Source organism: Roseibium sp. (genome assembly GCF_965229775.1).
In the GTDB taxonomy this organism is placed as follows: domain Bacteria; phylum Pseudomonadota; class Alphaproteobacteria; order Rhizobiales; family Stappiaceae; genus Roseibium.
The window spans coordinates 1,292,315-1,310,797 of record NZ_OZ245929.1 but is presented as its reverse complement, the minus strand read 5'-3'; the positions used below and the strand labels follow the sequence as shown (position 1 = coordinate 1,310,797).

The following is an 18,483-nucleotide window of genomic DNA, read 5'->3' as shown; positions in this document are numbered from 1 at the left end:
AATCAGATCTGCGCGAATCGAGGGAATTGTCTTAAGTTATGGTTAATTTTTCGGCGAACCTGCCCGCGGCGGAGCTGAAAAGAAAAAATCCGGCCCCTGCGCTTGGCGGCGATGCAGGGACCGGATCAAGACGCGGATCGAAGGGGAGGCAACCCTCTGAATCCGCAAGACAACCGGGTTCAAAATAGTTCGGACCGGACGCACTCAACGTGACATTCAGGTGCCGGACGACTCGCTTGTTCCCTATTTGTTCCTGTTTTTGCCGCTCTGTCAAGCGGGGATCGTCCTGACGCCTGTTTTGATTGGCTAACGCATTGCAAGGACACCGAAAACCGGCGGAGACCCGGTAGCGTTCAGCCCGTATGCGGCACGATCACGGCAACACCTGCCGGTTCGACAAGCAGATCAGCCGAACCGGGCGCGGCAAGCGGCGAGTTCCCGATTGGGCAGAATTCCGGAAATTCATCACGCAGGTGTGAAAACGCTTCGGCCGGCGAGTCCCGAAAGCCACGGAAAATTAAGTCCCTTGTGGCAAAAATACGGAAAGAAATTCTCAAGGGCCCACCACGTGCGATCGACCGCCAACTTCTGGACAAAGCGTTTTCAGGACGCTCCCTGGATGCAAATCCTGGGGAAGGGTGCCGATCAGATCGCGGCTGCCTCGGGTCGCGGGTCGTCTGAAAAGGCGGCTGCGGGACGCATGGCCGTTTCCACTTTTGCCGTCCGGGTGGCCGGCGCGGGACTTGCCTTCCTGTCACAGATAGTCCTGGCCCGCCTTCTCGGCGCGCATGACTACGGAATCTATTCGGTTGCCTGGACATTCGTGATTGTGCTCGGGGTGATGGCCTGTGGCGGGTTCTCGACATCGGCAAGCCGGTTCATTCCGCAATACCGGCAGGCCGACGATCTCAACGGCCTTCGCGGGTTTCTGACGGCCAGCCGGCAAGTCGCCTTCCTGATCGGCGTGGGGACGGCCGCTCTTGCGATCGCCGGGGTGTATCTGTTCAGCGCCAAGATCGCGCCAACCTATGTCGAGCCGCTCGTGATCGTGTTTCTCGCGCTGCCGTTCTTCGCCTTCGGGCTGGTTCAGGACGGGATCGCACGCAGTCACGACTGGCCTTCGCTTGCCATGCTGCCGACCTATATCTGGCGCCCGCTGGCCATTCTGTTCCTGCTGGTCGGGGTGAGTGTCACCGGCATGCCTGCAACGGCGACGACGGCGGCAATGGTCGCGGTCGCGGCGACATCCCTTGTTGCTGCCTATCAATACTTTCATCTGAGAGCGAGGCTGCCGCGCAAGGTGCCGAAAGGGCCGGCCAGGGTCGACCTGAAGACATGGCTTACCATTTCCCTGCCGATGCTGATGGTGGAAGGCTTTCTGCAATTGCTCACCAGTGCAGACGTGATCATGGTGAGCTTCTTTCAGAGCCCTGACGAGGTCGCAGTCTATTTTGCAGCCTCCAGAACGCTCGCGCTCGTGCATTTCGTCTATTTTGCGGTGCGGGCCGCGTCCGCGCACCGCTTTTCCAGCTACAAGCATAACGAGGACAGGGACGGGCTGGCGGCCTATACGCGGCAGGCGACGCTCTGGACATTCTGGCCTTCGCTGGGCGCGGGGCTCGCGCTCCTGCTTGTCGCGCCTTTGCTGTTGCGTCTCTTCGGCAGCGGATTTGAAGACGGCTATCCGCTCATCGCCCTCCTGATGATCGGCGTGCTCGCACGGGCGTCCGTCGGTCCGGCAGATGCGCTCCTTTCGATGACGGGCCACCAGACGTCCTGTGCCGGGATCTATGCGGCCACATTTGTCGTCAACGTGGTGCTCAACCTGATTTTCATTCCCCTGATGGGTCTGGCAGGTGCGGCGATTGCCACAAGCTGTGCGATCTTTTTCGAAGCGACCGCGCTTGCGATGACCGCCCGGCGGAAACTGCATGTCACAACATTCGTGCTGCCGCTGATGCTGGCCGGCCGGAGGCAGCCGGATGCTCGCTAACAGCGCAGGTGTGTCCGGGCTCGAGGTATGCGTCTTCGATCCCCTGCAAGACGACCTGCCGCTCGAGGCCTGGCAGGACCTGAGCGATGTCGCGGTCGATCCGAACCCCTTTTTCGGTCCGGTTTACCTGCGCGCCTATCTCAGGCACATGGGACCCGGGAACGTGAAGCTGCTGGCCGTGCGGGACAGTCTTACGGGCCGGTGGCTGATGTCGGCACCTATCCGGATCCGTCCGGCCGGTGTTCTCGTTCCGGTTCCAACCCTGTTCACGACGGAGTATGGCCCGGTCGGCACACCGTTGCTGCACCCCGACGCCGGCACCTCTCATGCCAGGCGGTTCTTCGAAACCGCCGCCGGAAAGGCCGGGATCCTCGCGCTCCCGCACCTGCCGCTTGCCTCAGGGGCGGCCCGTATGCTGATGGGCCTCGATGGTGCGGATGTCCGCGTTGCGGAAAGCCATCATCGGGCCTGTCACGACGGCGGGCCGGACGGGCAGGCCCAATTTGATGAAGCCTTCAAGGGCAAGCGCCGAAAGGAAATGAAGCGGCTTCTGCGCCGTCTTGAAGACGAAGGTCCGGTTACTCTGGAAACGATCGGGGAAAAGGCCCTGCCGAGCCGTTTCGAACAGTTTCTCGAACTTGAAGCATCGGGATGGAAGGGACGCGAGAACACGGCGCTCGCCAGCCAATCGCAAACGGCGGCTTTTGCACGGGAAACAGTCACCGGGGCGGCCCGTGCCGGCCGCGTCCGGATCGACGAGCTGCGGGTGGGAGAAACGCTGATCGCCTCGCTCGTGCTGCTGGTGGATGGCGGCCATGTCTTTGCCTGGAAGATCGCGTTTGACGAGGCCTTTTCCCGGTTTTCGCCAGGTGCGCAACTGGTCCTCCATACGTTCCAGGAGAACCTGGCCATGCCTGAATTCACGCTGGCGGACTCGCTCGCGATCCCGGGACACTCCATGATCGAACCGCTGTGGCGGGGCCGCCTGGAAATCGGCACGTTGTTGTTGGCCGCGGGTCCCATGGCCGCGTTCAAGACTAGGCTCTGTGCCACGGATCTGGCTCTTGAACAGTCGCTGCGGCGGCTGGCCCGGGATGTCAGGAGAAAGGTCAGGTCCTGACCCGGCAGTCAGGACGCTTCCGCGCGCGCCATTTCGCGGAGCTTGCGCCGAATGACCTTTCCCGTCGTCGTCATCGGCAAGGAGCTGACGAATTCGATCTCCCGCGGATATTCATGCGCGGAAAGATGTTCGCGGACAAAATCACGGATGTCCGATGCAAGGCTGTCGTTGTCCTGTTCGTCCGGTTTCAGGACGACGAATGCCTTGACGATCTCGGTGCGCAGCGGATCGGGTTTGCCGACGGCTGCTGCAAGTGCGACGGCGGGATGCCTGATCAGGCAATCTTCGATCTCGCCGGGGCCGATGCGGTAGCTCGCAGAGGTTATGATGTCGTCGTCGCGTCCCACGAAATGGAAATAGCCGTCCTCGTCCATCACGCCCTGGTCGCCGGTCACCATCCAGTCACCTATGAACTTGTCGCGCGTCGCGTCCGCGTTGTTCCAGTATTCAAGGAACATCACCGGATCCGGTCTCCTGATGGCGATCTGGCCAAGGTTTTCGGCCGGCAGAACCGCGCCGGTGTCATCTATGATGGCGACCTCATGTCCCGGCGTCGCCTTTCCGATCGCGCCGGAACGGGTGACGCCGAGGCTTGCGGCTGACCCCAGGACCGCATTGCACTCCGTCTGGCCGTAAAACTCGTTGACCGGAATTCCGAATTCCTGCGCGAACCAGTCATAGGTCTCGCGCCCGAGCGCTTCGCCGGCGGACCCGACACTGCGCCACCGAAGCGCATATCGTGCGGCGGGGTTCTCGACCGACCGCAGCATTTTCAGCGCCGTCGGCGGGATGAAGGCGTTCCTGATCTGCTGTTGCTCTAGCAGGTGAAACGCGAATTCGGGGTCGAATTTCCGAGCGGCGTGCGACACGACCGGAACACCGAGTTTCAATGCGGGAAACAGGGCGTTGAGCAATCCGCCGGCCCAGGCCCAGTCGGCTGGCGTCCAAAGGAGATCTCCCGCCTGCCCGAGAAAATTCTGCGACAGCTCGATACCCGGCATGTGGCCAAGCAGCACCCGGTGACCGTGAAGAACGCCCTTGGGCTGGCCGGTTGTGCCGGACGTGTAGATCATGAGCGCCGGGTCGTCCGGTTTCGTGAGCAGGGTGTCGAAGCTGTCACGCGCCGCGCCCATGAGAGCCTCAAAGGATCTGGCGTCCAGGGCCGGTTCATCGACGGATATGACATGTTGAAGCGCGGTCAGCTCATCGCGGATGAGAGAGAGCTTTTTAAGTCCGCTGCCGTTGGTCACGATCACCTTGGCGCCTGAATTGGTGAGGCGGTAGGCCAGCGCGTCCCGCCCGAAGAGCGAGGCAAGAGGAACGGCAATGGCGCCCAGCTTGTAGGCGGCGACATGCGCGATGGCGGTTGCCGGACCCTGTGGCAGAAGCAACGCGATCCGGTCGCCCCGCTCAACACCAAGGCCGCGTAGCGCGTTGGCAAAGCGGTTGGCCGACCGGTTCAGCTCCAGGTGTGTCCAGTCTTCAACCTCGCCGGTTGGCAGAACGTGACGAATGGCCAGCCGTTGCGGGTCATGCGCCGCCCAGGCATCGCTCACGGCGTGCGCCATGTTGTAGGTGTCCGGCAGCGACCAGCGGAAGCCGGATTTCAGCGCTTCAAAGTCGCTGGCAGGTTGAAGCATTGTCTGCGTCCGATGCAAAAAATTTAGGCAGCGGAGTGTAGGGCGCTCTTTGTTGCAGTGCAATAGGATCTGCGATCAACGCTGCGCCAGCGGGTGCGCGTGTTCCAAGAGCTCGCGCAGGCGCTCATCGAGAACATGTGTATAAATCTGTGTTGTAGAGATGTCCGCATGACCCAGAAGCTGCTGGACGACACGCAGATCCGCACCGTTTTGAAGAAGGTGCGATGCAAAAGCATGACGCAAAACGTGCGGTGAAATTTTCGCCACATCGAGTCCCGCCGTTTGGGCAAGCGCCTTCAGTTCCCGGGCGAAGTGCTGTCGGGTCAGATGACCTGTGTCCCCGTGCGAAGGGAACAGCCACGGGCTGTTTGCGTAAGAGCCCTCCGCGGCGCGCAGCGCCACATAGTCCTTCATGGCCAGCTGGGCCGCGTGAGAAAGCGGCACCAGTCTTTCCTTTCCCCCCTTGCCCCTGATCTCGATCAGTCGCGCGTCACGCATCGCCGCGCTCACGGGCAGGGCAACCAGTTCGGAAACGCGCAAGCCCGTGGCGTAGAGCACCTCTATCAGGGTGTACATCCGGTGCACGCGGAGACGGGCGGCGGCACTGCGCTGGGGTTTCAGTGTCTCAGACCGGGCCGTTTCTATGAGCCGGTCGACATGCTCAACCGACAAGACCTTGGGAAGGCTGCCGCGTTTCTTCGGCGAGGACAGGGTACGGGTCGGATCATCCTTGCGTGTGCCCTCGGCATAGAGAAACTTGAAAAACTGTTTCAACGCCGACAACCGCCGGGCCTGTGATGTCTCGGCGAAGCCCCGCCGGGTGAGGTCGCTCATGTAGGCGGAGATGTCGTCCGCCTGAGCGTCCGTCACCTCCCTGCGGCCGAGAAAACCGGAAAAGTCCTCCAGGTCCCGCCGATACCCTTCGAGCGTGTTTTCGGCAGCTCCCCTTTCGGCGGCGAGCATTTCCAGGAAGGTCTCGATGTCGAAGCCCTGTGCCATCAGCGTCCGAAGCCATCCTTCTTGACCCTGACCGTGATCTCCCGTTCGCGGGGATCCACGAAGTTTGCCAGGGCGTAGACCGCGCCATAGCCAAGCGCGCCGAGCAGGGCAAGCACAAGCAGCAGGCGGGTCAATGTCGGCACATCAGTCTCCCGGGACGAATCGAATACCTGAATGTTCCGAAAACGTAGCGATTTGCGCAAGCCAAACAAAGAAATTCGCTGGCTGCGTTCCGCCACGTGTCTTTTCGAACGAATGTGGTACAACGCTGCATGAATGACAAAGACCAGACAGCAGGCCAGCCCGCGTTGACCGCAGACGACACGATCAGCTCCATCGATATCGACCGGCTCCTTGGCGCACTCGGGACCCGCTCGATCGTGCTTGTCGGCATCATGGGGTGTGGCAAGTCGACAGTGGGAAAACGGCTTGCCGCGCGCCTGGGTCTTGAATTCGTCGATGCCGATGCCGAAATCGAGCGTGCAGCCAACATGACCGTGTCGGAAATATTCGCGGAACATGGCGAGCCCTATTTTCGCAGCGGGGAAGAAAGGGTGATCGCAAGGCTGTTGAGCGAGGGACCTCAGGTTCTGGCGACCGGCGGCGGCGCGTTCATGAGCGAAACGACGCGCGCTGAGATCGCGGCGAACGGGCTTTCAATCTGGTTGAAGGTCGACTTTGAAACCGTGATGGCACGTGTGCGGCGGCGTGCGACCCGTCCGCTCCTGCAAACACCGGATCCCGAAGGAACCATGCGCAATCTTCTCGCCGAACGTGAACCCGTCTACGCAAAGGCCGCGCTGACGGTCACATCCAAGGATGTGCCGCATGATACTGTTGTCGACCAGATCATCCTCACGATGGCCGACTACCTGTTTCAAGGCGGGGACGGTTCGGCTCCGCAGACCTCGAACACCTGAAATCTGGATTTAGAACGTAATGGCAGACACGATTGCGGCCACGGCCCCATCCGAGCGGACAACGGTGCGGGTAGATCTCGGCGAACGCAGTTATGATATTCTGATCGGGCGCGGCCTGATCGAAGAGGCCGGTTCGGAAATCGCCTCGATCCTGCCGAAGGCAAGGCTGGCGATCATTGCCGATGAAACCGTGGCAGGGCTCCACCTGGCATCTTTCTCGCAAAGCCTGGGTGCGTCGGGACTTGACCATAGCGCCTATACGGTTCCCTCTGGAGAAAGCACCAAGTGTTTCGCTCAGTTCGAACGGCTTTGTGACGAGGTGCTGGCAGGACGGTTCGAACGCGGGGACGCCGTCGTCGCGCTGGGCGGCGGTGTTGCCGGTGATCTCGCGGGCTTTGTTGCCTCCGCGACCCGGCGGGGCATGGCGTTCGTTCAGGTGCCGACGACCCTGCTTGCGCAGGTCGACAGTTCGGTCGGCGGCAAGACCGGCATCAATTCCCGGCACGGCAAGAACCTGATCGGGGCCTTTTACCAGCCTTCACTCGTGCTGGCCGACACGGCGGTGCTGGATACGTTGCCGCTGCGCGATTTCCGCGCCGGATATGCGGAGGTTGCGAAATACGGCCTGCTCGGTGACGCCGACTTCTTCGACTGGCTCGAAACCAGCTGGAAGGGTGTCTTCGAAGGCGGTCCGGAACGGGAGGAAGCCGTTGCCCGGTCCTGCCAGGCCAAGGCCGATATCGTTGCCGCGGACGAGTTCGAAGCCGGCAAGCGCGCGCTGCTCAACCTGGGGCACACGTTTGGCCATGCGCTGGAAGCTGCCGTTGCCTATGAGACCGAACGGCTTGTCCACGGCGAAGGGGTTTCGATCGGCATGATGCTGGCACACGAATTCTCAGCGCGGCTGGGTCTCATTGACGATGCAACGGTCACAAGGGTGCGCGCGCATCTGAGCGATGTCGGCTTGCCGGTCCGGATCCAGGATATTCCGGGTCAGCTGCCGGGCGCGGACACATTCATGGACATCATTGCCCAGGACAAGAAGGTCAGCCGAGGTGCGCTGACCTTCATTCTGACACGCGGTATCGGAGAAGCCTTTGTCGAAAAAGGCGTTGATCCCGCTGTCGTCACTGAATTTCTCAAGGAGAAACTCGATCAATGACGGAAACAGCTCTTTGGCTCGCGATCGGAGCCGTGTTCGTGCTCTTGTTCCTGTCGGGGTTCTTTTCCGGCTCGGAGACGGCGTTGACAGCGGCGTCCAGGGCACGCGTTCATCAACTGGAAAAGACCGGCGACTGGCGCGCGCGCGTCGCCAGCCGGCTGATCGCATCCCGGGAACGCCTCATCGGAGCGCTTCTACTGGGAAACAATCTGGTCAACATCCTTGCGTCGGCCCTGGCGACAAGCGTGTTCCTGACGCTGTTCGGGGAGGCCGGTGTTGCGATCGCGACGCTGGTCATGACGGCGCTGGTTCTCATTTTCGCGGAAGTCCTGCCGAAGACCTGGGCGATTTCGAACCCGGAGCGTTTCGCGCTCACGGTATCGCCGATCGTGCGGGTCGTGGTGGCCGTGTTCGGTCCCGTTGTGGCCGGCGTGGAATGGATCGTCCGACACATCCTGCGGTTTCTCGGCGTTCAGGTCGGCGCGGATGCCTTCATCCTGTCGGCCCATGACGAACTGCGCGGCGCGGTCGACCTGCAGCATATCGAGGGCGGACTGGAAAAGGGCGAGCGCGATCGCCTGGGCGGTCTGCTCGACCTTGCCGAACTCGAGGTTTCCGACGTCATGGTGCACCGGACCAACATGCTGGCACTGAATGCGGACGAGGACCCGGTGAAGCTGGTCGACGCGGCGCTGGCCGCGCCCTATACACGCCTGCCGCTCTGGCGCGGCGAAAGCGACAATTTCGTCGGCGTCCTGCATGCGAAGGATCTGCTGCGCGCCCTGCACGCGGCCGATGGCGACACAACCAAGATCGACATACTCGAGATTGCGGCGCCGGCCTGGTTTGTTCCCGACACCACAAGCCTTCAGGATCAGCTCAATGCCTTCCTGCGGCACAAGTCGCACTTTGCGCTTGTTGTCGACGAATATGGCGAGGTGATGGGATTGGTCACGCTGGAAGACATCCTGGAGGAGATTGTCGGCGAGATTGCGGACGAGCATGATCTTGAGCTGGAAGGGCTCCGCCCGCAGGCCGACGGTTCGGTCATCGTCGACGGATCGGTGCCGATCCGCGACCTGAACCGTGCCGCTGACTGGAGCCTGCCGGATGACGAAGCAACAACCATTGCCGGGCTTGTCATCCATGAAGCGAGGATGATCCCGGAAGAGCGCCAGATCTTCACCTTCCACGGGTTCCGGTTCACCGTCCTGAGGCGGGAGAAAAACCGGATCACGCGGTTGCGCATCATGCCGCTCGGCGCTTCGAGGGGCATGACGGCGGCTGAACCGCAGCGTCCGGCGACGGTGCCGGTTCAGTAGCAGCCGGTTTTCATCTTGTCGGGATACTGAGGTGATGAGCCACCCGGAGGAGATGCCGGCGCGTGCCGCACAGCGTCTCAGCGGACCTCGATGGCGAGCGCGTGAACGCCGTTTTCGAATTCTTCGGCCAGGGCCTCATTGATGGCCCTGTGCTGGGCGACACGGTTCATGCCGTCGAAGGACTTCGCGGCAATTTGAACCCGGAAATGGGTTTCGCCGCCTTCACGCCAGCCGCCATGGCCCCGGTGTTGTTCGGATTCGTCGATTACATTCAAGGATTCCGGTGCAAAGGCGCGGGTCAGCTTGGCGGTGATCGTGTCTTTGGTGCTCATGTCGCTCAACGTGTGGTCAGAGTTTGAAATGTCAAGTCTTTGCTGGTTCCGCGAGGCCTGATAAAGTTACGGGCTGTCTAGGGTCAGGACCCATTAATTTGGATGAATTGGCGCAGCAAACGGCGATGAGTTGCAAGGAAAAGCGCGACAAGCGGGCTTCCTGCCCGGTTGAGCGGTTTGACGCAGCAGACCGAAGCCGTTTTTGCGTCCCGCAGGGATAGGGTGAATTTGCCCGGCAACATCGTTGCAAATCTTTGGAAACCGGACGGTTTCCAGCAGCTTTGCGCCTCGTATCCGAACAAATTCATCCCTACCAATTCATCCAAGTTAATGAGTCCTGACCCTAGCTTCGGCCAGTTCAAGGTGCCGGAAATTAGCTTTGGACACCGGGGAAATGCAACAGCCGACGGGTTGCCCGCCAACAGATAGAGTTCGATATTCGACCGCATGAAACTTGACTCAAAACTTTTCGACAGCATCCGGGTGAAGCCGGACAAGGAGCGCGCCGCGGAGGATACGCATCCGGTGTGCGACCATCCGGGCTGCAAGCGCCCCGGCCCGCACCGGGCGCCGAAAGGGCGTGACCGGGAGGGGCAGTATTTCAACTTCTGCGTCGATCACGTCAGAGAGTACAACAAGTCCTACAATTATTTCGTCGGGATGGGTGACGAGGATGTCCGCTCCTACCAGAAAGACAGCCTGACCGGTCATCGGCCGACCTGGAAAATGGGAGTGAACAAGCAGGCGGCAGACGGGCCGGACGGCTACGATCCGCGGGCACAGATGCGCGGCCGCGCCCGCCAGCGGGCCGAACAGGTGCGACAACCTCGCCAGAGAAAGCTACTAACGCTTGAAAAACGGTCCCTGGATGTGCTCAATCTGCCTTACACAGCCCGTGGCGCGGAAATAAAAGCGCGCTATAAGGAGCTTGTAAAACTGAATCATCCGGACGCAAATGGCGGTGACCGATCTTCCGAAGACCGATTGAGGGAGATCATCCAGGCCTACAACGTTCTGAAAAAGGCTGGTTTCCTTTAAGCCGGTAGCTCCCTGCCGGCCATTTCCAATTGATCCATCCCGGTATCCGGGACTTCGGAGGACTGATGACTGAGACGACGACTGCGGCTATGGCAACGCCGGACACCGAGGTTTCTGTTGAAGAGGTGTTCGGATTCAAATCCAGCCTCAAGGTGCCTGCATTCTCCACGCCGTCAGAACACGTGCCGGAGCGTGACGACGACTACCTGTTCGACCGGGCGACTACCCTTGCGATCCTTGCGGGCTTCGCGCACAACCGCCGCGTCATGGTCACCGGCTATCACGGCACCGGCAAGTCGACGCATATCGAGCAGGTCGCCGCGCGGCTGAACTGGCCGTGTATCCGCGTCAACCTGGACAGCCACATCTCGCGTATCGACCTTGTCGGCAAGGACGCGATCGTGATCAAGGAAGGACAGCAGGTCACCGAGTTCAAGGACGGCATCCTGCCCTGGGCCTATCAGCACAATGTCGCCCTGGTGTTCGACGAATACGATGCCGGCCGGCCGGACGTAATGTTCGTGATCCAGCGCATCCTGGAATCGTCGGGCCGTCTGACCTTGCTCGACCAGAGCCGGGTCATCCGGCCTCATGCCGCCTTCCGGCTGTTCGCAACGGCGAACACCGTCGGTCTTGGCGACACGTCCGGGCTTTACCACGGCACGCAGCAGATCAACCAGGCCCAAATGGACCGCTGGTCGATCGTGACGACACTGAACTACCTGCCGCATGACAACGAGGTCGATATCGTTCTGTCCAAGGCCAAGAACTTCCAGACCGAGGAAGGCCGGAACACGGTCTCCAAGATGGTGCGTCTGGCCGACATGACCCGGAATGCGTTCATCAACGGTGATCTTTCGACGGTCATGAGCCCGCGTACGGTGATCACCTGGGCCGAAAACGCGGAAATCTTCGGCGATGTCGGCTTTGCCTTCCGTCTGACCTTCCTCAACAAGTGCGACGACATGGAACAGTCGCTCGTGGCTGAATTCTATCAGCGCTGCTTTGGCGAAGACCTGCCGGAATCCTCCGTCAACGTCGTGATGAGTTGAGGATCCGATGGCACCGCGTCCGGGTCACAACACCCTTCCAGGCAACAAGCCTGCACCGTCGACCGAACCGTTCAAGCAGTCGGTCAGCGGCACGATGCGTGCGATCGCAGGCGAGGCGGAACTGGAAGTGCTGTTTTCCGGAGACCGCCCCGGCCTCAGCGGCATGACGGCGCGCCTGCCCGAGCCGTCGCGCAAGGTCAATGCCCACGATATCGCGGTGACGCGCGGCCTGTCCGATTCCATGGCGCTGCGCATTGCCTGCCACGACAAGGCGGTGCATTCGAAAAACCTGCCTCAGGGATCGGAAGCAAGGGCCATCTTCGAGGCGGTGGAACAGGCGCGCTGCGAAGCCGTCGGTGCACGGCGTATGCAGGGCGTTGCCGAAAACCTGGCCGTCATGCTGGACGACCGGTTCAGAAAATCGGGTGCGCCGGATATCGCAAGCCGCGATGAAGCGCCGCTTCAGGATGCGCTCTCCCTGATCGTGCGCGAGCGCCTGACCGGCGAGCAGCCGCCGGAAAGCGCGAAGAACCTCGTCGACATGTGGCGCGGCTGGGTCGAGGAGAAGGCCGGTTCCGAACTCGACCTGCTGCAAACCGAAGTCGAGGACCAGGATTCCTTCGCGAGCCGGTTCCGGGATGTACTCAAGTCGCTCGATATGGGCGATGATCTTGGTGACCAGGACCAGGACACCGATCCGGAAGAGAACGAGGATCAGGGGAACAACGACGAAGCCGAAACCGGGGAAGATGAGAACGACAGCGGTGAGCAGGAAGCCTCGCCGCAGGAAATGGAGCTGTCCGGCGAGGAACAGGACGCGGGCGATACAGAAGCCGCGGATATGGATATGGAGGACTTCGCCGAAGAGGACATGGCGCAGGACTCCGAAGAACCGGGAGAAAGCGACCGGCAGGACACGCCCTTTTCCAACCGGCCCGAAACCGATTACCGCGTCTTCACGAACCAGTTCGACGAGACCGTCACCGCCGAAGAGCTTTGCGACACGGCCGAGCTCGACCGACTGCGCGGGTTTCTCGACAAGCAGCTGACGCATCTGCAGGGCGCCGTCGCGCGGCTTGCCAACCGTCTGCAGCGCAAGCTCATGGCCCAGCAGAACCGGGCCTGGGATTTCGATCTGGAAGAAGGCCTGCTGGATACAGCGAGACTGACGCGCGCCGTGACCGATCCGATGTCGCCGCTTGCCTTCAAACAGGAGCGGGACACCAATTTCCGCGACACGGTCGTGACCCTTCTGCTCGACAATTCCGGTTCGATGCGCGGTCGCCCGATCACGGTCGCCGCCACCTGCGCGGATATTCTGGCGCGCACGCTGGAGCGCTGCGGGGTGAAGGTCGAGATCCTCGGCTTTACAACGAAGGCGTGGAAGGGTGGCCAGTCGCGCGAAAGCTGGATCGGGGCGGGCAAGCCGCCGACACCGGGCCGGCTGAACGATCTGCGCCACATCATCTACAAGTCCGCCGATGCGCCCTGGCGGCGGGCGCGCCGCAATCTCGGGCTGATGATGCGGGAGGGGCTTCTCAAGGAGAATATCGACGGCGAAGCGCTTCTTTGGGCACACGAGCGCCTGCTCGGGCGGCCCGAGCAGCGCCGGATCCTGATGATGATTTCGGACGGTGCACCCGTTGACGACACCACCTTGTCGGTCAATCCCGGGAATTACCTCGAGCGCCACCTCAGATACGTGATCGAGGAAATAGAAACGCGGTCGCCCGTCGAATTGATCGCGATCGGGATCGGTCATGACGTGACGCGTTACTATCGCCGCGCCGTGACCATCGTGGACGCGGAAGAACTGGCCGGCGCGATGACCGATCAGCTGGCAGATCTGTTTGATGACGAGGTCCAGCAGGCTCAACAGGGCCACGGCAGACGGCGCGGCGGCCGCCGTTAGGGACGGGAATTGAGGGGCAGAGGCATTTGAAGCGGTTCGGTTCCAGTTTCGCAGGCGCTTTGTTTCTGGTCCTGACCGTTTCCTTCCCCGACGCACCCATCGCGCGGGCGCAGGATGTCCTGAGTGAAGGTCTGTCCGTCAAAGCGCGCACCCGGACAATCGACAGCTTTCACATCGGTCATGACGATCCGGTTTTCGGCAAGCTCACGTTTCTGGGCGGGCTTGAGCTGCTTGCGTCCGACAGGAAGGTTGGCGGCCTGTCCGGGCTTCTGTCGCTTGACGGCGGCAATGCCTTTCTTGCCGTCACGGACAACGGCCACTGGGTGCGGGCCACCGTCGAACAGGAAGACGACGGCACGCCGCTCGAAATCAAGGATGTCCGTTTCGCGCCGCTCCTGGGCGCAGACGGAAAAACGCTTCGCGCCCGCTGGGGGCACGATACGGAGGCCCTGACCCTTGCTCCATCCGGTCTTTATGTGACCGCGGAGTATCAGAACGCGATCTACCATTATCCCTGGCCGCTTGCGACGGGCAGGGAGCGGATGATCGGACAGCTCGATCTGCCGGACGACATTGCGGCCCTGCCGCGGAATGCCGGTCTTGAATCCCTGGCCGCAGCCCCTGACGGAAGCCCGCTCGCAGGAAAGCTGATTACGGTCTCCGAATCCAGCAAAAGCGATGCACATGATTTTTCCGGGTTCATCATCGGTCCCGGCGGTGTCGAACGCTTTGCAATCGATCGCCGGGACCGGTTCGATGCGACCGACGCCGCCTTCCTTCCCGATGGCGACCTTTTGCTGATGGAACGCAGGTTCAACCTGCGCGATCTGATCGGTCTGAGACTGCGCAGGTTCGAAGGCAGTTCGATCAAGCCGGGCGCGCATCTGACGGGAGAGGTGATCCTGGAGGCCGGCTTCGAACACCAGATCGACAACATGGAAGCCCTGGCCGTGCATCAGAACACGGATGGAGAAACGATCCTCACGCTCCTGTCGGATGACAACCGCTCCATACTGCAGCGGACGGTTTTCCTGCGGTTCCGGTTGAGCGATTGAGCAATACTGTCTCAAGCTGATCGTCACCGTTTGGAGCGGGGTTCCCTAATCCTCGCGGCGGCGGTCAGAGCGCCGGTCTCGCGCGTAGCGCGCCTTCAGCGGAAACTCCGGCAACCAGTTTTCCCTGCGTTCGGTCCAAAGTTCATATGTCGGCACGAACCGGTCCGTATCATCAAGCGAGCCCAGATTGATTTCGATTTCGTCTGAGGTGCGCGAAAAGACGGATGATCCGCACTTAGGGCAGAAGTGGCGCCCCTGATAGCTGTGCGTTTCGCCTTCAACCCTGATCGCGCTCTCCGGAAAGACAGCGGATGCGTGGAAAAGGGCACCGTGCTGTTTGCGGCAGTCCAGACAGTGGCAAAGGCCGACACGATAAGGTTGTCCGTGCACGGCGAATCTGACTTTACCGCACAGGCAACCACCAGACGTCACTTCCATGTCTGCACTCCGTTTTGCGAACATCGGGTGCGTAGCACATATGCTGCGAAACGGAGAACAGGCTTTCGAACCGGTGCGTCTGACTTTATGCCGTAGACCCGTTGGGCGTGGGTTGAAACACGTTCAAAATGATGCGGTAAGGCGCGAGAAGGGCCAGGGCGACCAGGATCTTGACCACGAGATCGCCGGCTGCGAGCGAGACCCAGAGCAGAGTCTCCGTTTCGCCGCCAATACCAAGGAAGGGCACCGGGAAGGCCAGCGAGCCGTCTTCCATGCCGAAAAGCGCGTCCACGAAAGCGAAGCTTGCCGAGAAGGCGATGCCGAAGAAAAGCAGCGTATCGATCACCGAACCGATCAGGGAGGACGCCATGGGTGCCTTCCACCAGGTCATCCGGCGCAGCTTGTCGAAAATGGTGACGTCCAGCAGTTGGGCGACCAGGAAGGCGGTGCCCGAAGCGATCAGGATACGCGGCGTGGTGAAGGCTTCATTGAAGACCCAGAAGATCATCGGAACAACGATTGCCAGCAGAAAACCCGTTATGACGACCTTGCGCGCCGCAGACGGACCGAAGCGGCGGTTGGTCAGATCGGTGACCAGGAAGGCAATCGGATAGGTGAACGCGCCCCAGGTCAGCGTGTCGGCCAGATTGACGCCGCCGACGACATGCTCGACCGGAAACTGAACCAGGTAATTGGAGGCCGCAACGACAAGCGCCATCGCGAGGATCGCGATGGCGTGATGTCCCGCGGAGAAGCTCCGGGTATCCGTCATTTCATTTGTCCCGAAAGGGTTGGATCAGGCAGCTGCCGCTTCGGCCTGCTTGCGCTTGATGCTGACCTTGATCTTGCGGGCCGCATCGGACAGCTCGCTGTCAGCGGCTTTCAGAAGGTAGGCATCCAGGCCGCCGCGATGCTCGACCGAGCGCAGGGCATGGGCGCTGACGCGCAACTTGAAGGTCTCGCCGAGCGTGTCGCTCAGGAGAGACACGTTGCACAGGTTCGGCAGGAACCGGCGGCGGGACTTGTTGTTTGCGTGCGAGACGTTGTTGCCCGTCATCACATCTTTGCCGGAGAGTTCGCAACGGCGTGCCATCATATCACCTTTTGTTTTCGTGGCTGGGCCGTTACATGGAACCCAGCAAGTCCAAACCGGAACCGGCGCGGACCTTAGGTCCGGCGACATCGTCTCCGGCATTTCTCGGAAAAAGTTGCCCCGCTATAATGGCAGTGCGCTTGAACGTCAAGACATGTCCTGCCCGAGGAGCCGATTCTGTGGTTTTATTCGCACAGGTACACGGCGTTAACCACTGAGTTACCATAATTTAGAATGATTGATGCGGTTCCCAAGACGATTTTCATGCTAGTGTTGACTGTACGGAACATATTGGCACGGGGCGCGGATCGTTGCCGGTTGGGCAGCGTGGAGGTTTGTTGAAGTGTTTGGTCTGTCGTCACTCGGACGCCTCGTCGTCCTTCCATTGCTGGCCGGAGCGCTGCTGGTTTCGCCCGCCCAGGCGAAAAAGAACAGCGTCGGCGGTGTCTACGCAATCTCGCTCGCCGGTTTCAAGATCGGGCGCGGAACACTCTCGCTCGTGATGCAGGGCAACGCCTATTCGGCCAAGGTCACGGTTGCGCCCGCCGGTATCGGAACATTGTTCTCGACGGGGAAAGGCGGCGCGGAAGCGTCCGGCTGGCTGGTCGGGTCGAAGGTGGTGCCTTCCAAGTACCGGATGGCCTCGCAAGCGGCCAATCTCGATTTCTACGTCAATCTCAACCAGGGCTCGCGCAATATCCGCTCCATGGAGGTCGCGCCCCAGTTCAAGCCGAACCAGGAACGGATCAAGATCACCAACCGCCACAAGCGGAACGCGATCGATCCGCTCAGCGCCGCACTGATGCCGGTCAAGCGGTCGAAGGACAGTTTCGGACCGAAAGCCTGCTCCCGCAAACTGCCCATTTTCGACGGATGGACCCGGTTCGACATCAAGCTGAGCTACGAAGGCACCAAAGAGGTCTCCGGGCGCGGCTACGACGGTACGGTGGTCGTCTGCAAGGCGCGTTGGGTGCCGGTCGCCGGACACCGTCCTTCCAAGGAGTCGGTGAAATACATGGCAAAGGCGAACATGGAAGTCTGGATCGCGCCGATGGGCCGGGACAATGTCCTCATTCCCTACCGCATTGCCATCGACACCAAGAACGGGCGCCTGTTGGTGGAGGCGACCAAGCTGACAATTGACGGCGCAGGCAGCGACCAGGCCGCGCGGCGTTAACAACGCCAACCACATTTGCCGCGCTTGACCGGGGCGGAGACTTGCGCCCCCTTGCGTCTCTTGTTACAGCGCTCCACATTACGCCATCGGGGCGCGCAAGCACCTTACAGTCAGTTTTCCGGACCGGCCCGTCACATGCCGGCCTGCCGGGTTGTTTCGGGTAAACAAGTACATGCACAGCTATCTGGAGTTCGAAAAGCCCGTCGCGGATATTGAAGGCAAGATCCAGGAACTGCGGGCCATCGCAGCCGAGGATGGCGAGGAGGTCAATGTCGACGGCGAGATCGAGCGGCTCAACGCGAAATCCGCCCAGACACTCCAGGACCTCTACTCCAAGCTCACGCCCTGGCAGAAGACGCTGGTCGCCAGGCATCCCGACCGGCCGCATGCGGTCGATTACGTGGCCGGCCTCGTGGAAGACTTCACGCCGCTGGCCGGAGACCGGAAGTTTGCCGAAGACCATGCGCTGCTGGCCGGGATCGGCCGTTTCCGGGGTCAGTCGGTTGCCATTCTCGCGCAGGAAAAGGGACATGACACCGACACGCGCCTGAAACATAATTTCGGAATGGTGCGCCCGGAAGGGTACCGCAAGGCCGTGCGCATCATGGAACTGGCCGAGCGTTTTGATATTCCCCTGATCAGTTTCGTCGATACGTCCGGCGCCTATCCGGGACGCGGTGCCGAGGAACGCGGCCAGTCGGAAGCGATTGCACGCTCGACGGATGTCGGCCTCGGACTCGGGGTTCCTTCCGTCGCCGTCGTGATCGGCGAGGGCGGATCGGGCGGTGCGATCGCGATTGCCACGGCAAACAAGGTGCTCATGATGGAGCACGCGATCTATTCCGTCATTTCGCCGGAAGGGGCAGCGTCCATCCTCTGGCGCGACAGCGCCAAGGCGCAGGACGCGGCGACCGCACTCAAGATCACGGCTCAGGACCTGAAGCAGCTGGGCGTCATCGACGACATCATCGTCGAGCCCGTCGGCGGCGCGCACCGGGCGCGCGAGATCGTTATCGACACCGCGGGCAAGTCCATCGAAGCGGCTCTGGAAGAGCTGGCCGGTCTGAGCCCCGACGAGATCCGCAAGCAGAGACGCGACAAATTCATCGCGATCGGCCGGACGCTGACCTAAGGTAAATTTCGTATCTTCACGAGAAAGTCAGCAACGGATTCGGCTCCGCAATTGAAAAAGCGGGCATTTTTGCCATTGTGTGGCCAGATTCTGCCTGC

19 protein-coding genes are annotated in these 18,483 nt (G+C 61.2%); 11 read left to right on the top strand and 8 right to left on the bottom strand.

What is annotated here, in order from left to right; all coding sequences use genetic code 11:
• The first annotated feature begins 619 nt into the window (after positions 1–619).
• Together ACO07N_RS05740 and ACO07N_RS05735 are read left to right on the top strand one after the other, a co-directional pair.
• Positions 620–1,993 carry a lipopolysaccharide biosynthesis protein gene (locus ACO07N_RS05740; protein ID WP_421980105.1) on the top strand — a complete coding sequence of 458 codons (1,374 nt, stop codon included), beginning with the start codon at positions 620–622 and terminating at the stop codon, positions 1,991–1,993.
• Positions 1,983–3,113: a GNAT family N-acetyltransferase gene (locus tag ACO07N_RS05735; RefSeq protein WP_421980104.1), complete on the top strand. Its 1,131-nt coding sequence runs from the start codon at positions 1,983–1,985 to the stop codon at positions 3,111–3,113. Before ACO07N_RS05740 ends, ACO07N_RS05735 begins: the two co-directional genes overlap by 11 nt.
• 8 nt (positions 3,114–3,121) lie before the next feature.
• Here the strand turns inward: ACO07N_RS05735 and ACO07N_RS05730 are convergent, their stop codons facing one another.
• The 3 genes from ACO07N_RS05730 to ACO07N_RS05720 all read right to left on the bottom strand — a co-directional run bounded on the left by ACO07N_RS05730 (position 3,122) and on the right by ACO07N_RS05720 (position 5,895).
• The gene (locus ACO07N_RS05730; protein ID WP_421980103.1) at positions 3,122–4,753 is read right to left on the bottom strand and encodes an AMP-binding protein; all 1,632 of its coding nucleotides are present in this window, start codon (positions 4,751–4,753) and stop codon (positions 3,122–3,124) included.
• Positions 4,754–4,828: 75 nt separating this feature from the next.
• Positions 4,829–5,752: a site-specific tyrosine recombinase XerD gene (gene xerD, locus ACO07N_RS05725; RefSeq protein WP_421980102.1), complete on the bottom strand. Its 924-nt coding sequence runs from the start codon at positions 5,750–5,752 to the stop codon at positions 4,829–4,831.
• Entirely contained in the window at positions 5,752–5,895 is a 144-nt protein-coding gene (locus tag ACO07N_RS05720; RefSeq protein WP_319384484.1) for a hypothetical protein, read from the bottom strand. Before ACO07N_RS05720 ends, xerD begins: the two co-directional genes overlap by 1 nt.
• A gap of 129 nt (positions 5,896–6,024) precedes the next feature.
• Here ACO07N_RS05720 and ACO07N_RS05715 point away from each other — a divergent pair, with 129 nt between their 5' ends.
• From ACO07N_RS05715 to ACO07N_RS05705, 3 genes are read left to right on the top strand one after another with little or no spacing between them, the layout of a single operon-like run.
• On the top strand, positions 6,025–6,672 hold the full coding sequence (locus tag ACO07N_RS05715) for a shikimate kinase (protein ID WP_421980101.1): 648 nt from the start codon (positions 6,025–6,027) through the stop codon (positions 6,670–6,672).
• 19 nt (positions 6,673–6,691) lie between these two features.
• Entirely contained in the window at positions 6,692–7,834 is a 1,143-nt protein-coding gene (gene aroB / locus ACO07N_RS05710) for a 3-dehydroquinate synthase (protein WP_421980100.1), read from the top strand.
• Complete coding sequence (locus ACO07N_RS05705) at positions 7,831–9,156, top strand: HlyC/CorC family transporter (RefSeq protein ID WP_421980099.1); 1,326 nt, start codon at positions 7,831–7,833, stop codon at positions 9,154–9,156. Before aroB ends, ACO07N_RS05705 begins: the two co-directional genes overlap by 4 nt.
• Positions 9,157–9,233: 77 nt before the next feature.
• On the opposite strand, the gene ACO07N_RS05700 is transcribed toward ACO07N_RS05705, so the two are convergent.
• Both ACO07N_RS05700 and ACO07N_RS05695 read right to left on the bottom strand, forming a co-directional pair.
• On the bottom strand, positions 9,234–9,488 hold the full coding sequence (locus ACO07N_RS05700) for a BolA family protein (RefSeq protein WP_421980098.1): 255 nt from the start codon (positions 9,486–9,488) through the stop codon (positions 9,234–9,236).
• 83 nt (positions 9,489–9,571) lie between these two features.
• Positions 9,572–9,814 (bottom strand): hypothetical protein, encoded by a 243-nt coding sequence (locus tag ACO07N_RS05695; protein ID WP_421980097.1) that lies wholly within the window; start codon positions 9,812–9,814, stop codon positions 9,572–9,574.
• A 121-nt stretch (positions 9,815–9,935) separates the two neighbouring features.
• Between ACO07N_RS05695 and ACO07N_RS05690 the strand changes: the two genes are divergently transcribed.
• The 4 genes from ACO07N_RS05690 (at position 9,936) to ACO07N_RS05675 (ending at position 14,545) form a co-directional block, all read left to right on the top strand.
• Positions 9,936–10,526 (top strand): DnaJ domain-containing protein, encoded by a 591-nt coding sequence (locus ACO07N_RS05690; protein ID WP_421980096.1) that lies wholly within the window; start codon positions 9,936–9,938, stop codon positions 10,524–10,526.
• Positions 10,527–10,591: 65 nt separating this feature from the next.
• On the top strand, positions 10,592–11,578 hold the full coding sequence (gene cobS / locus ACO07N_RS05685) for a cobaltochelatase subunit CobS (protein WP_421980095.1): 987 nt from the start codon (positions 10,592–10,594) through the stop codon (positions 11,576–11,578).
• Positions 11,579–11,585: 7 nt separating this feature from the next.
• Complete coding sequence (gene cobT / locus ACO07N_RS05680) at positions 11,586–13,490, top strand: cobaltochelatase subunit CobT (protein ID WP_421980094.1); 1,905 nt, start codon at positions 11,586–11,588, stop codon at positions 13,488–13,490.
• Between the two features lie 26 nt (positions 13,491–13,516).
• Positions 13,517–14,545: an esterase-like activity of phytase family protein gene (locus tag ACO07N_RS05675; RefSeq protein WP_421980093.1), complete on the top strand. Its 1,029-nt coding sequence runs from the start codon at positions 13,517–13,519 to the stop codon at positions 14,543–14,545.
• A gap of 45 nt (positions 14,546–14,590) precedes the next feature.
• Here the strand turns inward: ACO07N_RS05675 and ACO07N_RS05670 are convergent, their stop codons facing one another.
• The 3 genes from ACO07N_RS05670 to rpmB form a co-directional block, all read right to left on the bottom strand.
• The gene (locus ACO07N_RS05670) at positions 14,591–14,983 is read right to left on the bottom strand and encodes a GFA family protein (protein WP_421980092.1); all 393 of its coding nucleotides are present in this window, start codon (positions 14,981–14,983) and stop codon (positions 14,591–14,593) included.
• A gap of 85 nt (positions 14,984–15,068) precedes the next feature.
• A complete protein-coding gene (locus ACO07N_RS05665; protein ID WP_421980091.1) occupies positions 15,069–15,755 on the bottom strand; it encodes a queuosine precursor transporter in 687 nt (228 codons plus the stop codon).
• Positions 15,756–15,779: 24 nt separating this feature from the next.
• Positions 15,780–16,076 carry a 50S ribosomal protein L28 gene (gene rpmB / locus ACO07N_RS05660; RefSeq protein WP_421980090.1) on the bottom strand — a complete coding sequence of 99 codons (297 nt, stop codon included), beginning with the start codon at positions 16,074–16,076 and terminating at the stop codon, positions 15,780–15,782.
• A 343-nt stretch (positions 16,077–16,419) separates the two neighbouring features.
• On the opposite strand from rpmB, the gene ACO07N_RS05655 reads away from it, so the two are divergent.
• Both ACO07N_RS05655 and ACO07N_RS05650 read left to right on the top strand, forming a co-directional pair.
• Positions 16,420–17,253 carry a DUF3108 domain-containing protein gene (locus tag ACO07N_RS05655; protein WP_421980089.1) on the top strand — a complete coding sequence of 278 codons (834 nt, stop codon included), beginning with the start codon at positions 16,420–16,422 and terminating at the stop codon, positions 17,251–17,253.
• Positions 17,254–17,425: 172 nt separating this feature from the next.
• Entirely contained in the window at positions 17,426–18,385 is a 960-nt protein-coding gene (locus tag ACO07N_RS05650; RefSeq protein ID WP_421980088.1) for an acetyl-CoA carboxylase carboxyltransferase subunit alpha, read from the top strand.
• Positions 18,386–18,483 lie beyond the last annotated feature (98 nt).

Excerpts from the sequence above, each read along its gene's own strand:
- ACO07N_RS05740 (WP_421980105.1), top strand. The coding sequence starts at position 620 with ATGCAAATCCTGGGGAAGGGTGCCGATCAGATCGCGGCTGCCTCGGGT.
- ACO07N_RS05735 (WP_421980104.1), top strand. The coding sequence starts at position 1,983 with ATGCTCGCTAACAGCGCAGGTGTGTCCGGGCTCGAGGTATGCGTCTTC.
- ACO07N_RS05730 (WP_421980103.1), bottom strand. The coding sequence starts at position 4,753 with ATGCTTCAACCTGCCAGCGACTTTGAAGCGCTGAAATCCGGCTTCCGC.
- xerD (WP_421980102.1), bottom strand. The coding sequence starts at position 5,752 with ATGGCACAGGGCTTCGACATCGAGACCTTCCTGGAAATGCTCGCCGCC.
- ACO07N_RS05715 (WP_421980101.1), top strand. The coding sequence starts at position 6,025 with ATGAATGACAAAGACCAGACAGCAGGCCAGCCCGCGTTGACCGCAGAC.
- aroB (WP_421980100.1), top strand. The coding sequence starts at position 6,692 with ATGGCAGACACGATTGCGGCCACGGCCCCATCCGAGCGGACAACGGTG.
- ACO07N_RS05705 (WP_421980099.1), top strand. The coding sequence starts at position 7,831 with ATGACGGAAACAGCTCTTTGGCTCGCGATCGGAGCCGTGTTCGTGCTC.
- ACO07N_RS05700 (WP_421980098.1), bottom strand. The coding sequence starts at position 9,488 with ATGAGCACCAAAGACACGATCACCGCCAAGCTGACCCGCGCCTTTGCA.
- ACO07N_RS05690 (WP_421980096.1), top strand. The coding sequence starts at position 9,936 with ATGAAACTTGACTCAAAACTTTTCGACAGCATCCGGGTGAAGCCGGAC.
- cobS (WP_421980095.1), top strand. The coding sequence starts at position 10,592 with ATGACTGAGACGACGACTGCGGCTATGGCAACGCCGGACACCGAGGTT.
- cobT (WP_421980094.1), top strand. The coding sequence starts at position 11,586 with ATGGCACCGCGTCCGGGTCACAACACCCTTCCAGGCAACAAGCCTGCA.
- ACO07N_RS05670 (WP_421980092.1), bottom strand. The coding sequence starts at position 14,983 with ATGGAAGTGACGTCTGGTGGTTGCCTGTGCGGTAAAGTCAGATTCGCC.
- ACO07N_RS05665 (WP_421980091.1), bottom strand. The coding sequence starts at position 15,755 with ATGACGGATACCCGGAGCTTCTCCGCGGGACATCACGCCATCGCGATC.
- rpmB (WP_421980090.1), bottom strand. The coding sequence starts at position 16,076 with ATGGCACGCCGTTGCGAACTCTCCGGCAAAGATGTGATGACGGGCAAC.
- ACO07N_RS05650 (WP_421980088.1), top strand. The coding sequence starts at position 17,426 with ATGCACAGCTATCTGGAGTTCGAAAAGCCCGTCGCGGATATTGAAGGC.